The sequence below is a fragment of the Saccharopolyspora endophytica genome (assembly GCF_018070075.1).
In the GTDB taxonomy this organism is placed as follows: Bacteria; Actinomycetota; Actinomycetes; order Mycobacteriales; family Pseudonocardiaceae; genus Saccharopolyspora; species Saccharopolyspora endophytica.
Genome location: NZ_JAGPXE010000004.1, coordinates 335,361 through 347,867, shown reverse-complemented (window position 1 = coordinate 347,867; position 12,507 = coordinate 335,361). Strand labels below are relative to the sequence as shown.

The 12,507-nt window shown below is 68.8% G+C and carries 13 protein-coding genes and 2 riboswitches; of the genes, 6 read left to right on the top strand and 7 right to left on the bottom strand.

The genetic code is table 11. From position 1 onward, the window contains the following. Window positions 1–145: 145 nt before the first annotated feature. Window positions 146–649: an Lrp/AsnC family transcriptional regulator gene (locus KBO27_RS12235; protein ID WP_210970105.1), complete on the bottom strand. Its 504-nt coding sequence runs from the start codon at window positions 647–649 to the stop codon at window positions 146–148. 92 nt (window positions 650–741) lie between these two features. On the opposite strand from KBO27_RS12235, the gene KBO27_RS12230 reads away from it, so the two are divergent. The 5 genes from KBO27_RS12230 to KBO27_RS12210 all read left to right on the top strand — a co-directional run bounded on the left by KBO27_RS12230 (window position 742) and on the right by KBO27_RS12210 (window position 5,460). Then, window positions 742–1,350 (top strand): LysE family translocator, encoded by a 609-nt coding sequence (locus KBO27_RS12230; RefSeq protein WP_210970104.1) that lies wholly within the window; start codon window positions 742–744, stop codon window positions 1,348–1,350. Between the two features lie 427 nt (window positions 1,351–1,777). Then, on the top strand, window positions 1,778–3,349 hold the full coding sequence (gene dacB / locus KBO27_RS12225) for a D-alanyl-D-alanine carboxypeptidase/D-alanyl-D-alanine endopeptidase (protein WP_210970103.1): 1,572 nt from the start codon (window positions 1,778–1,780) through the stop codon (window positions 3,347–3,349). 128 nt (window positions 3,350–3,477) lie between these two features. Continuing rightward, the gene (locus tag KBO27_RS12220) at window positions 3,478–4,140 is read left to right on the top strand and encodes a DedA family protein (RefSeq protein WP_210970102.1); all 663 of its coding nucleotides are present in this window, start codon (window positions 3,478–3,480) and stop codon (window positions 4,138–4,140) included. A 390-nt stretch (window positions 4,141–4,530) separates the two neighbouring features. Continuing rightward, window positions 4,531–4,917 carry a helix-turn-helix domain-containing protein gene (locus KBO27_RS12215; RefSeq protein WP_210970101.1) on the top strand — a complete coding sequence of 129 codons (387 nt, stop codon included), beginning with the start codon at window positions 4,531–4,533 and terminating at the stop codon, window positions 4,915–4,917. A 114-nt stretch (window positions 4,918–5,031) separates the two neighbouring features. Beyond that, a complete protein-coding gene (locus KBO27_RS12210) occupies window positions 5,032–5,460 on the top strand; it encodes a hypothetical protein (RefSeq protein WP_210970100.1) in 429 nt (142 codons plus the stop codon). Window positions 5,461–5,508: 48 nt separating this feature from the next. Here KBO27_RS12210 and KBO27_RS12205 read toward each other — a convergent pair whose 3' ends face one another. The 6 genes from KBO27_RS12205 to KBO27_RS12180 all read right to left on the bottom strand — a co-directional run bounded on the left by KBO27_RS12205 (window position 5,509) and on the right by KBO27_RS12180 (window position 11,194). Then, the gene (locus KBO27_RS12205; RefSeq protein ID WP_210970099.1) at window positions 5,509–6,876 is read right to left on the bottom strand and encodes an amino acid permease; all 1,368 of its coding nucleotides are present in this window, start codon (window positions 6,874–6,876) and stop codon (window positions 5,509–5,511) included. 213 nt (window positions 6,877–7,089) lie between these two features. After that, window positions 7,090–8,370: a serine hydroxymethyltransferase gene (glyA, locus tag KBO27_RS12200; protein WP_210970098.1), complete on the bottom strand. Its 1,281-nt coding sequence runs from the start codon at window positions 8,368–8,370 to the stop codon at window positions 7,090–7,092. A 30-nt stretch (window positions 8,371–8,400) separates the two neighbouring features. Beyond that, on the bottom strand, window positions 8,401–9,504 hold the full coding sequence (gene gcvT, locus KBO27_RS12195; RefSeq protein ID WP_210970097.1) for a glycine cleavage system aminomethyltransferase GcvT: 1,104 nt from the start codon (window positions 9,502–9,504) through the stop codon (window positions 8,401–8,403). A 119-nt stretch (window positions 9,505–9,623) separates the two neighbouring features. Beyond that, a riboswitch (glycine riboswitch) is annotated at window positions 9,624–9,723 on the bottom strand. A gap of 1 nt (window position 9,724) precedes the next feature. Next, window positions 9,725–9,821: riboswitch (glycine riboswitch) on the bottom strand. A 120-nt stretch (window positions 9,822–9,941) separates the two neighbouring features. Further along, the gene (locus tag KBO27_RS12190; protein WP_246536906.1) at window positions 9,942–10,247 is read right to left on the bottom strand and encodes a type II toxin-antitoxin system PemK/MazF family toxin; all 306 of its coding nucleotides are present in this window, start codon (window positions 10,245–10,247) and stop codon (window positions 9,942–9,944) included. A 10-nt stretch (window positions 10,248–10,257) separates the two neighbouring features. Then, on the bottom strand, window positions 10,258–10,491 hold the full coding sequence (locus KBO27_RS12185; RefSeq protein WP_210970095.1) for a hypothetical protein: 234 nt from the start codon (window positions 10,489–10,491) through the stop codon (window positions 10,258–10,260). A 70-nt stretch (window positions 10,492–10,561) separates the two neighbouring features. Further along, window positions 10,562–11,194: a TetR/AcrR family transcriptional regulator gene (locus tag KBO27_RS12180; protein ID WP_210970094.1), complete on the bottom strand. Its 633-nt coding sequence runs from the start codon at window positions 11,192–11,194 to the stop codon at window positions 10,562–10,564. Between the two features lie 106 nt (window positions 11,195–11,300). Between KBO27_RS12180 and KBO27_RS12175 the strand changes: the two genes are divergently transcribed. Continuing rightward, entirely contained in the window at window positions 11,301–12,479 is a 1,179-nt protein-coding gene (locus KBO27_RS12175; RefSeq protein WP_210970093.1) for an acyl-CoA dehydrogenase family protein, read from the top strand. Window positions 12,480–12,507 lie beyond the last annotated feature (28 nt).

Genomic DNA, 12,507 nt, shown 5'->3' with positions numbered 1-12,507 from the left:
TTTCCACTGAAATCGGGTGTCCGAGTTCCACTGAAGTTCGGGTGATCACCTGCGGGGGCCGGGTCGTGGTGGTGTCGGTGGGTCTGATGCCTGGGGTGGCGGCGGTGCGAGCTGAGTCCCGCACTTGACGAAGTGCCTTCGGTGCTCACGTGCGTCTGCGGCGTTTGGGGCGCAGGTGCTTGGGGGCTGTGAGGGCTCTGGTGCGGAGTTGTTCCAGGACGATCGAGCTGGTGAAGTTGCGGACCTCGGTTCGGGACGCGAGCTTGTCGACGAGGAACTCCTGCAGGTGCTTGGTGTCGGCCACCGCGACGTGCAGCAGGAAGTCGGCTTGGCCGCTCACGTGCAGCAGTGAGCGGGTCTCCGGCTGGGCCATGACGAACTCGCGGAACTGATCCACGATCTGGCGGGTGTGCGGGCGGACGTTGACCGCCACCACCGCCTCCAGCGCCAGTCCCGTCGAGGCCGGGTCGACGTCGATGTGCGACCCGGTGATCACTCCCTGTTCTCGCAGCCTGCGGACGCGTTGCAGGCAGCTGGACGGTGCCAGCCCGATCCGTTCGGCGAGGGTGCGGTTCGGCAGGGTCGCGTCGTTCTGCAACTCCTCCAGAATCCACCAGTCAACCGAATCCAGTTCTACGGATTCACTCATAACCGAACATCCTACGTGGGAGCTCGAAAGCAGGCGAACCATCGTCGGAGAATCTTCGCATCTGCTTCCCCGAAATTTCGAAGGAGTTCGTCGTGCACATCGCCTGGGGGTCGTTCCTGCTGGCGCTGCTGGTCATCGTGCTGGTCCCCGGTCCCGACTTCGTCCTGGTGACCCGCAACGCGGCCAGCGGTCGCAGGTACGGATGGCTGGCCGCGGCGGGCGTGAACTGCGGGCTGCTGCTGCACGCCACTGCCGCCACCCTCGGCTTGTCGGCGCTGGTCGCGGCCGTGCCGGCGGCGCTGTTCGTGGTCAAGGGGCTGGGTGTGGCCTACCTGGGGTGGATGGCGCTGCAGATGCTGCGCCACGCCGGTTCCCACCCGGCCGAGACCGCGGTCGAGCAGCCGCGTTCCGGCCGCGGGGTGTTCCTGCGCGGGCTGCTCACCGACGTGCTCAACCCGAAGGTGATGCTGACGTTCCTGACGCTGCTGCCGCAGGCGATGGACCCGAGCGCGGCACCGATGCCGCAGGCCGCGCTGCTCAGCGGCGTCGCGGTGATGGCCTTCGCCGCGTGGTGGCTGGTCGTCGTCCCGTCCGTCGGTCGACTGGCCGCGTTCCTGGCGAGCCCCAAGCGCCGCGCGGTCTTCGAGCGCTGCTGCGGCGGCGCCCTCCTGGCCATGGCCACCTCAATCGCAGTCGGCTGACCCCGAACCTCACTCCACCCGGAATACCGCAGTATTCAGACCCCCGATTACTGCGGTATTCCGTCCCCAGGCAGCCGCGTTCCCTGGCTGCGGTCCCTCTGGTCGCAGTCGGCCGACTTCGGTTCCGGGTTCGCACCCGGATTACCGCCGTATTCAGGTCCCGGATTACTGCGGTATTCCGTCCTCGCGGCAGCCGCGTCCGCTGGCTGCGGTCACTTCGGTCGCAGTCGGCTAACTTCGGTTCTGGGTCCGGGTCCGGATTACTGCCGTATTCAGGTCCCGGATTACTGCGGTATTCCGGGGCCTGATCGCTGCGGGGTTCCGGGTGCGGGGGTGGGGTGGTTTTTCTTTTGCGGCTTTTGGGTTGGTTTTGTTGACCTTTCACATCTGGGGTGCCTAGTCTCCGTGATCTCGGAGAGGAGCGGGCATGTGCAGACGGTGGGCGTTCGTGGTCGGGTTGGCGGTGGCGTTCCCGCTGGTGGCGGTGCCCTCCACGGGTGCGGCGCCGACCGGGGTGGACGCGCTGAAGGTCGACCTCGACGACATCCTGGCCGACCCCAGGCTCGGCGGAGCGCAGGCCGGGGTCGTGGTCCGCGACCCGGCCACCGACGAGATCCTCTACAGCAGGCAGGCCACCGACCGCGCCACGCCGGCCTCCAACGCGAAGCTGTTCACCGCGGCGGCAGCGCTGGAATCCCTCGGGCCCGACTACCGGTTCCGCACGCAGGTGCTCAGCGACGCCGCGCAGCAGGGCCCGACGTTGCTGGGCGATCTCCACCTGCGCGGAACGGGCGACCCGACGATGCTGGCCGCCGACTACGACCGGCTCGCCGCCCAGATCGCCGAGCAGGGCGTTCGCGAGGTGCGCGGCCGGCTGCTGGCCGACGACACCTGGTTCGACGACGTCCCGCTGGGCACCGGCTGGGCCTGGGACGACGAGCCCTACTACTACTCGGCGCCGGTCTCGGCGCTGAGCGCGGCGCCGGACACCGACTACGACGCCGGCAGCGCGATCGTGCGGGTCACGCCCACCGCGCCGGGCCAGGCACCGGAGGTCGCGCTCGACCCGGGAACCGGTGCGCTGAGCGTCGACAACCGCGCCACCACCGCCGCCGAGGGCGAACCCGACCTCGCCATCACCCGCGACCACCACAGCGGCCGGGTCGTGGTGACCGGGACCGTCCCGGTCGGTGCCGCGCCGGTCGAGGAGTGGGTGGCCGTGCCCGACGCGACCGCCTACGCCACCGACGTCTTCGCCCGCGCCCTGGCCGCGCGAGGCATCACCGTCACCGGGACCGGCAAGGCCGCCGCCCCACCGGGCGCCCGCGAGCTGGCCGCGCGCGAGTCGATGCCGCTGCGCGAGTTGCTGGTGCCGTTCCTCAAGCTCAGCAACAACGGCCACGCCGAGGTCCTGGTCAAGGCCATGGGCCGCGAGCAGGCCGGGGAGGGGAGCTGGGCGGCCGGGACGGGCGTGCTCACCGAGAAGCTGCGCGGGCTCGGCGTGGACGCCGATGCGCTGCGCCTGGTGGACGGATCAGGGCTGTCCCGGATGGACGGCGTCACCCCGGATCAGCTCGCCCTGCTGCTGGACAACGCCTCGCAACGCCCGTGGGCCCAGACCTTCTACGACGCCCTGCCCGTCGCCGGAGCACCGGACAGGATGGTCGGCGGCACCCTGCGCAACCGGATGGCCGACACCGCCGCGGCCGGCAACGTGCACGCCAAAACCGGTTCGCTGACCGGTGTCACCTCGCTGTCGGGCTACGTCACCGCTGCTGACGGTCGCAGGCTGGTGTTCTCGGTGGTGTTCAACGACTTCCTCTCCGACACCCCGCAGGACCTGGAGGACGCGATCGCGGTCCGGCTCGCCGAGCACAACGGCGCCGCCGACCAGCCGCGCGGGCGCCCGCGGGTGCCGCAGCTGCGCACGGAGCCCGACGACCCGAGCACCCCGCGCGACGAAAGTGCCCTGGAGTGCGCCTGGACCAAGTCCTGCTGATCCGGTTCCCCCTAGGGACAACGCTTTCGGCTTCGGTTGGCGTATCGGTGCCATACCTGAGAACAGCTCATCTGCTCCCCGGTAGCGTGACCGCCGTCCGAGCTACCGCAGCCGAGGAGCCCGATCCCGTGACGTTCATCAGCGACGCCCTGGCCATGATCGCCGGTCTGCCCCGGCCGCTGCTCGTGCTGGCCACCGGAGCTCTGGTGCTCGGTGAGTGCACCATCGGCCTGGGGTTCCTGGTCCCCGGCGAGGCGGGTCTGCTGGTGGCCTCGGCAGCGGTGAACGACCTCGGGTTCTTCCTGACGCTGGCCGGAACCGTGGCGGTGTGCGCGGCGATCGGCGACAACATCGGGTTCTGGCTCGGCCGCCGGTACCGGCTGAAGATGCGCGAGACGAAGGTGGTGCGCAAGCTCGGCCAGCACCACTGGGACCGCGCGGGCACGCTGCTGCGGCGCTGGGGGATCGGCGCGGTGCTGGTGGGCAGGTTCCTGCCGGTGGTGCGGACGCTGCTGCCCGCCGCGGCGGGTACCAGCGGCATGTCCTACCCGCGGTTCTTCGTCTCGTCGGTGATCGGTGCCGTGGCCTGGTCGGCCACCCACGTCGGCATCGGCTGGGCCGCGGGAGCGTCGGCGAAGTACGTCGAGTCGATGCTCGGCCGCGCGAGCTGGGTGCTGGCGATCGCGGTCGTGCTGGTCGGTGTGGGTGTCTGGGCGTGGAAGCGCCGTCGCCCGCGCAGCCAGGTCGTGACCGCCGAGACGCAAGCAGAGGACGTCGAGACCGCGGCCTGAGAACTGTTGGGGGACCACTTTGCGTGGCGGTGCGGGTGGCAGAACCTGAGCGGTTCGTGGTCTCCGTGCGCTGCTCCTGATGGATGCCAATACACGGCGTCGCGGCGTACTCGCCACGAAACCGCTGACGAACCTGCGGCGGTGCGGGCTGAGTCCCACACCTGAAACACCAACCACCCCTAGTGAGCCTGGTGGTGCAACGAGATTCGGACTCCGCGGCCGGGGGTTGGCGGCCTGGCGCACACGTGAGTCTCATTCATGTGTCTGGACTCTAATGGATGCATCAGCGCGAAACCAGTGGTGAAAGCGCTGGCCGCCGATGGCAGGCGTGCGCATCCACCCGTTAAGCGGAGTGCGGTGAGTCGCACGGGTGGGACTAGACTCGAACGCATGGCACACGCTGGCGCGAGCGACGTGACCGCGACTGCGGGGGACAGCGACTTCGTCGAATACCTCGAACGGCACCTGGCCGAACGCGGATGGACCGTTCACGACTTCTGCGAGCACAGCGGTTTGAGACCGAGCGTGGTCTTCCGCTGGCGCAAGGGCTACCGGCCCGACATCGGCAACGCGCGGATCATGGCCCGCGCCCTCGGTGTCCCGCTGCTGGAAGTGCTGGTCAAGGCTGGTCGGCTGAGCGCGGACGAGGCGGGAGCCGAGGTCCGCATCGTTCCCGAGCTCGACTCGGTGCCCACCCAGGTCCTGCTGCGCGAGGTCAGCGCGCGCGTGGAGAAGCTGGAACGCTCCACCGCCGACCACGCGGAAGCCGGCGTGTAGGTGCCGGGCCTTGTTGAAATTCGGAAACGGTTGGTCCTCCGCGAACGTTCACGGGGTGACATCCGGCCGGAAGCGGAGTGGACTGCTGCCTGAGAACGGATGAGAGGTGACAGCATGAGCCACACCGGCACCGTGAGCGCTCCGGCCACAGCGGCCGCCATCCCGGCTCCTCGCACGGGCGAGCGACTGCACGTGGCCGTCGAGACCTCGGTCGGGGAGACCTACCTGATCGCGTTCGTCGACAGCGCCCGCGACGGCGGTTGCGAGCCCTGCGAGCTGTCCCCGGACGAGGCCCGCGAGCTGGCCAGAGCGGTGCTCGGCCTGCTCGACGCCGAGGCCGGGCAGGTCGCCTTCGACATGTCGCGCACCGGTCAGCGGCTCAACCTCGCGATCGAGGCCGCGGGGGCGGAGACCTACCTGGTCACCTGGCTCGGCCGCACCGCCTGCGAAGCCGGCTACGAGCCCAGCGAGCTCAGCCGCTCCGAAGCCCGCCAGCTCGCCCGGGCCCTCCAGGACCTCGCCGACACCGCCGAAGGCGCATGAGAACGGGCCCCGGCCGATGAGGACCGGGGCCCGCTCTCGCTTCGACGTTCAGACTCGGGCGGGTTGCTTCGTGCGGCTCACGAGGTAGCCGACGACGATCGCGATCGCCAGCACCGGCGTGATGTAGAGGGCGATGCGGGTCTCGGCGTCGAAGGCCAGCAGCACCACGACGAACGCCAGGAACGCCAGCACCACGTAGTTCGAGTACGGCGCCAGCGGCATCCGGAACCGGCCCTCGGGCAGCTCACCTCGCGAGACCTTGCGGCGGTAGCCCAGGTGCGCGATGAGGATCATCCCCCAGGTGAAGATGGCCCCGGCCGTGCTAGCGCTGGTGATGTAGGTGAACGCCTCCTCCGGCGCCAGGTAGTTCAGCGCCACGCCGATCAGCATCGCGCAGAACGTCACGCCGATCGCCCGCGCCGGAACGGCCCTGCCGGACAGCTGTCCGAGCCTGCGCGGCGCCTGCCCGTCCTCGGACAGCGTGCGCAGCATGCGGCCGGTGGAGTAGATGCCGCTGTTGCACGACGACAGCGCGGCCGTGGTGACCACGAAGTTGATGACCCCGGCAGCGGCGGGGATGCCGATCAGCGTGAACGCGTGCACGAACGGGCTGCCGCTGGCCGGGAACTGGTGCCACGGCACCAGCGCGGTCAGCGCCACCAGGGCGCCCACGTAGAAGATCAGGATCCGCAGCATCACCGAGTTGATCGCGCGCGGCAGCACCTTCTGCGGGTCGGCGCTCTCGCTGGCGGTCTGGCCGACCATCTCCACGCCCACGAAGGCGAACATGACGATCTGGAAGGCCAGCAGCGAGGACGCGGTGCCGTTGGGGAACCACCCGCCCTGCGACCAGATGTTGCTCAGCGAGGCGGTGTCACCGACGTTGGAGAAGCCGAACACCAGGATCAGCGCGGCCAGCACGATCAGGCCGACGATCGCCAGCACCTTGATCAGCGCGAACCAGAACTCGAACTCGCCGAAGAGCTTCACCGCGATCAGGTTGACCCCGCTGAGCACGATCAGCGCGCCGAGCGCGGGGATCCACTGCGGTACTTCGGGGAACCAGAACTGGAAGTACTCGCCGACGGCGGTGATCTCGGCCATGCCGGTCACGATCCACACCAGCCAGTAGCCCCAGCCGGTCGCGAACCGGGCCCACGGGCCCACGAACTCGCCCGCGTACTCCGCGAACGAACCGCTGACCGGGCGGTACATCAGCAGTTCGCCGAGCGCCCGCATCACGAAGAAGATCATCACGCCGGCGACCGCGTAGATCAGGATCAGGCCGGGGCCCACCTGGTGGAGCGCTTTGCCGGAGCCGAGGAACAACCCGACACCGATCGCGCCACCGATGGCGATCATGTTGATGTGCCGGGTACTGAGATCTCTCTTGTACTCGGCCACTGGCTGGCTCATGGACGTCGTGCTCCTCTGTGGACGAAGGCCGCTTTCCTCGGCGAATTCGGCGGTGGTGTCGCGGAGATGATCCACCCGTGATCGAGCTGCGGCAAGAGGGCGGACGATTCTGAAAGAGCCGCTTCACCGTTCGCGTTCGGTCCACATCGGAGCGCGATGAAAAAACGCCGCATTCCGGACGAAAGTCCCGGAATGCGGCGTTCTCTCAGGTGATCAGAGGTTCGGGTAGAGCGGGTGCTTGGCGGCCAGGGCCTCCACGCGGGCGCGCAGCTCGGCGCTGATCGACTCGTCGAAGTTCGGCTTGAGGGCCTGCGCGATCACCTCGGCGACCTCGGTGAACTCCTCCTTGCCGAAGCCGCGGGTGGCCAGCGCCGGGGTGCCGATCCGCAGACCCGAGGTGACCATCGGCGGGCGGGGGTCGTTCGGGACGGCGTTGCGGTTGACCGTGATGCCGATCTCGTGGAGACGGTCCTCGGCCTGCTTGCCGTCCAGCTCGGAGTTGCGCAGGTCCACCAGCACCAGGTGCACGTCGGTGCCGCCGGAGACCAGCGAGACACCGGCCTCGGTGGTGTCGGAGGCCAGCAGGCGCTCGGCCAGGATCCGGGCGCCCTCGACCGTGCGGCGCTGGCGGTCCTTGAACTCCTCGCCGGCGGCGATCTTGAAGGCCACCGCCTTGCCCGCGATCACGTGCTCCAGCGGGCCGCCCTGCTGACCGGGGAAGACCGCGGAGTTGAACTTCTTGGTGAACTCCTCGTCGTTGGACAGGATCACACCACCGCGCGGGCCGCCCAGCGTCTTGTGCGTGGTCGTGGTGACCACGTGCGCGTGCGGCACCGGCGACGGGTGCAGACCCGCGGCCACCAGGCCGGCGAAGTGCGCCATGTCGACCATCAGGTAGGCGCCGACCTCGTCGGCGATCTCCCGGAACCGCTTGAAGTCCAGCTGACGCGGGTAGGCCGACCAGCCCGCGACGATCAGCTGCGGCTTGTTCTCCCGCGCCAGGCGCGCGACCTCGTCCATGTCGACCCGGTGGTCGGACTCGGCGACGTGGTACGGCACGACGTTGTAGAGCTTGCCGGAGAAGTTGATCCGCATGCCGTGGGTGAGGTGACCACCGTGGGCCAGGTCCAGGCCCATGATGGTGTCGCCCGGCTTGAGCAGCGCGAACATCGCCGCCGCGTTGGCCTGCGCGCCCGAGTGCGGCTGCACGTTGGCGTAGCTGGCGCCGAAGAGGTCCTTGATGCGGTCGATGGCCAGCTGCTCGACGACGTCGACGTGCTCGCAGCCGCCGTAGTAGCGCTTGCCCGGGTAGCCCTCGGCGTACTTGTTGGTCAGCACCGAGCCCTGCGCCTGCAGCACGGCCTGCGGCGCGAAGTTCTCCGAGGCGATCATCTCGAGGGTGTTCTGCTGGCGACCCAGCTCGGCGCCGACCGCCGCTGCCACCTCCGGGTCAACCGCTGCCAGGGCATCGTTGAACAGATCCGGGTTCGACATCAGTGTGTGCCTCCTGTTTCTTTCTTTCAGTCAGGCGTTGCGGCGGTAGAACGGCAGCTCGACGACCTGCACCGCGACGTTGCGGCCTCGGATGTCGACCTGCAGCGCCGTGCCGGGCTCGCTGTGCTCCCGGTCGACGTAGGCCATCCCGATCGGATGCCCGAGGGTCGGGGACGGTGCTCCGCTGGTGACCTCGCCGATCTCGGCGCCGTCGGCGTCGAGGACGCGGTAACCGTGGCGCGGCGCCCGCCGCTGCTCGGTGGTCAGTCCCACCAGGGTGCGCTCGGTGGGCTTCTCGGCAACCGCGGCCAGCGCGGACTTGCCGACGAAGTCGGCGTCCTTGTCCAGCTTGACCACTCGGCCGAGGTTCGCGTGGAAGGGCGTCAGCTCCGCGGACAGCTCGTTGCCGTACAGCGGCATGCCGGCTTCCAGGCGCAGCGTGTCGCGGCAGGACAGCCCGGCCGGCTGCAGGTCGTGCTCGGCACCGGAGGAGGTCAGCGCCTGCCACACGGCCTCGGCGTCGCCGGGGGCGGTGAACAGCTCGAAGCCGTCCTCGCCGGTGTAGCCGGTGCGCGCCAGCAGCACGTCCTTGCCCGCGACCGTGGCGCGGTAGCCCGCGAAGTACTTGACGGTGCTCAGGTCGGTGTCGGTCAGCGGCGCCAGGATCGCCACCGCGTTCGGGCCCTGCACCGCGATCAGCGCGTAGTCGTCGGAGGCGTCGGTGTGCGTCGCGTCGAAACCGGAGACCCGCTCGGCCAGCTCGGCGGAGACCACGGCGGCGTTCGCGGCGTTGGCCACGACCAGGAACTCCTGGTCGGCGAGCCGGTAGACGATCAGGTCGTCGAGCACGCCACCGGCGTCGTTGCAGATCATGGTGTAGCGAGCGCGACCCGGGGTGATGGCCGAGGTGTTGGCGACCAGCGCGTAGTCCAGCGCCTCGGCGGCCTGCGGGCCGCTGATCAGGATCTCGCCCATGTGCGTGAGGTCGAACAGACCGGCGCCCGTGCGGACCGCGTTGTGCTCGGCGGTGTCGCTGCTGTAGCGAACCGGCATCTGCCAGCCGGCGAACTCCGTGAAGGTGGCGCCGAGGGATTCGTGCACCGCGTGCAGCGGTGTCTGTCGGGGCGACGACATGGTGAAACTCCTCCTGGGTGGGCGTGCCGGTCGGCAGTCGAGGGCCGGTCAGCTCACGCGCCCAACCTTATCCGGGGCGCCTCGACCCCCGACCGGCGCGGTCTGCGCTGGTCGGGCGGGGTCTCCCCGGAGTCATTGGCCTGAGAGTTTCACCACCCGGCAGGGTGGTTTGCACCGTGGGCGAGAAGCGCGATGCTCCTGCTTTTCTCCGTGATTCGCCTGGTGTCCTGCGGTAACGGTGCCTGAGAGTTTACTGGGGAGTATTGCTCCTTCGGCGCCTCGTCCGGCGAGGACGAGGTCTCTCCCGCGAGACGTCATCGGCGCGGTATTCGGTTGTACCGCTCACAGACGCTACGAACCGCCCCACCCCCAGTCAACAGGAAGACCGAGTGATCTCAACCCTTGCGCACCGGGCTCCCGCGCTGAGCGGCGCGTTCTCACCAAGGAGCGAAAAGCCCCAGTACGCGCCGCAAAGCCTCGTCGACCTCTTCGACCTCGTCTCTCGTCAAAGTGCCTGCTTGTTGCCCGAACCGCTGCAGGGGGTCGACAGCCTGGACCTGTTCCACCAGGACACGCGTTCGTTGATCTCCGATGCGAATCTCGGGGCGGTGCGCGGCAGGACGTGCGCTGTTTGACGTCGGCGCGGCGATCACCGTCGAGGTCAGGAGCGCGTCCGACTGCAAGATCACGGCGAAGCGCGGACCGCGCTGCTCGTGACCTCGTGCGTTCGGGTTGTCCTTCAATCGGTAAACGTCACCACGCATCGCCCGCGCCCATCGCTTCGCGGGCTGCGTTGACCTCGGCGAGGTCTTCTGGATCTTGAAGCAGTATGGCGGATTCCTCTCGCATCTGTTCGTTGACGAGGTGTCGATACGACACGTCCAGCGCGTAGCGGATGGCGCTGTTGCGTGAGCTGCCATCGCTCATGAGGGCAGCCAGTTTCCGTTCTGCGTCGTCGTCGAGACGGACGGTGAAGCTGGTGGACATGCCTCAATGGTACGCGGCGTGAACCGGATCGAGAACCAAAAGTGGTTCGCTCGATGGTGTCCCTCTTGGTTCAGCTTTCGCGGGCGAGGTCGTCGAGTTGGGCTTTGAGGCCGTCGATGAGGGCTGTGAGGGCGAGTTCGAAGCTGGCGGCGTCTATCTCCGCCGCCTTCTGGTGGAGCAGGTGGGCCCTGCTGAGGTGCGGGAAGCGGTTGGCGTAGACCGTGGCGTCGGCGGGGAAACCGTGGCTGAACGAGCCCATCGCCGAGCCGATGACCAGGTACTTCGTCGAGGCGCCGATCATCGTGGCGTAGCGCTGCGGCCAGCCCGCCCGGGTGAGGCCGCCGTGGACGGCGTCGGCGGCGCGCAGGGCCGAATCGCGCCGGGCCGGGCCGTAGGCGATGAACGGGACCAGGTTCGGGTGGTCGACCAGGGCGGCGCGGTAGGAGCGGGCCCAGGTGCGCAGGCCGGTGACCCAGTCCCGGTCGAAGTCGGAGACGTCGACCGCGCTCATCACTTCGTCGGCGATCTCGTGCAGCAGGTCTTCCTTGGTGGCCACGTGGTTGTACAGCGACGCGGCGCGCACGTCGAGGCGTTGGGCCAGCCTGCGCATCGAGAGCGCGTCCAGGCCCTCGGTGTCGATGATCTCCAGCCCGGACCTTCGGATGCGTTCCGGGGAGAGCCGGGGTGTGCTGGGTCTGGGCAACGTCTGTCTCCTCACCGGAATCCCTTGCGGCGTGCGCCAGGACGGTTCTAGGCTGCCATAAAACTAACGGTGTTAGTTACCGGGCTGCACGGAAAGGAACGACGCGATGGTCGACTTCTCGCTCTCCGAGACCGAGCGCGACATCCGCGACTGGGTGCGCAACTTCGTCCAGCGGGAGCTCATGCCGCTGGAGCCGGAGGTCCTGCGCAGAGAGCGGGCGGGTCAGCGCGGTCTCACCAAGGACGAGCTCAAGGAACTGCAGGACAAGGCCAAGGAGGCCGGATTCTGGGGCGTGCAGACGCCCGAGGAGTACGGCGGCATGAACCTCTCGGCGGTCATGACGGCGCTGATCGAGGTCGAGCTCGGCCGCACCTACGTGCCGTTCCGCTTCGGCGGCTACGCCGACAACATCCTCTACTACGCCAACGAGGAGCAGAAGCAGCGCTACCTGCTGCCGACCATCGAGGGCACCCGCAAGTCCTGCTTCGCCATCACCGAGCCCGGCGCGGGATCGGACGCCAAGAACCTGCGCACCACCGCCGTGCGCGACGGCGACGACTGGGTCATCAACGGCGAGAAGACCTTCATCACCGGCGGCATCGACGCCGACTTCGTCATGGTCTTCGCCGTCACCGACCGGGAGAAGGGCGCCAACGGCGGTGTCACGTGCTTCCTCGTCGACCGCGACATGGGCTGGAAGTCCGAGCCGATCGACATCATGGGCCCCGACGAGCGCCAGCCGGCCGCGCTGGTGTTCGACAACGTCCGGGTGCCCGCCGAGAACGTGCTCGGCGAGGTCGGCAACGGGTTCGGGCTGGCCATGCAGTGGATCGGCCGTGGCCGCTACCTGCTGCCCGCGGCGGCGCTGGGCGCCTGCGAGCGGCTGGTGGAGATGGGCTCGGAGTACGCCCAGCAGCGCGAGACCTTCGGCGCTCCGATCGCCGACCGGCAGGCCATCCAGTGGATGATCGCCGACTCGGCGGTGGAGATCGAGGCGCTGCGCTGGCTGATCCTGCAGGCCGCGTGGCAGGTCGACCAGGGCATGGACTCCCGGCACGCCCAGTCCATCGCCAAGCTGTTCGGCGCCACGCACGCCAACCAGATCGTCGACCGGGTCCTGCAGATCCACGGCGGCATGGGCTACACCAAGGAGCTCCCGGTCGAGCGCTGGTACCGCGACCTGCGACTCCTCCGGATCTTCGAGGGCACCGACGAGATCCAGCGCCGCACCATCGCCCGCAACGTGCTCAAGGGCCACGCCAGCGTCAGCGGCGTCCTGGGCTGATAGTCGTCCGTGGCTGTTCTGCTGGGCG

Coding starts and splice junctions, on each gene's coding strand:
- KBO27_RS12235 (WP_210970105.1), bottom strand. CDS start 649: ATGAGTGAATCCGTAGAACTGGATTCGGTTGACTGGTGGATTCTGGAG.
- dacB (WP_210970103.1), top strand. CDS start 1,778: ATGTGCAGACGGTGGGCGTTCGTGGTCGGGTTGGCGGTGGCGTTCCCG.
- KBO27_RS12215 (WP_210970101.1), top strand. CDS start 4,531: ATGGCACACGCTGGCGCGAGCGACGTGACCGCGACTGCGGGGGACAGC.
- KBO27_RS12210 (WP_210970100.1), top strand. CDS start 5,032: ATGAGCCACACCGGCACCGTGAGCGCTCCGGCCACAGCGGCCGCCATC.
- KBO27_RS12205 (WP_210970099.1), bottom strand. CDS start 6,876: ATGAGCCAGCCAGTGGCCGAGTACAAGAGAGATCTCAGTACCCGGCAC.
- glyA (WP_210970098.1), bottom strand. CDS start 8,370: ATGTCGAACCCGGATCTGTTCAACGATGCCCTGGCAGCGGTTGACCCG.
- gcvT (WP_210970097.1), bottom strand. CDS start 9,504: ATGTCGTCGCCCCGACAGACACCGCTGCACGCGGTGCACGAATCCCTC.
- KBO27_RS12185 (WP_210970095.1), bottom strand. CDS start 10,491: ATGTCCACCAGCTTCACCGTCCGTCTCGACGACGACGCAGAACGGAAA.
- KBO27_RS12175 (WP_210970093.1), top strand. CDS start 11,301: ATGGTCGACTTCTCGCTCTCCGAGACCGAGCGCGACATCCGCGACTGG.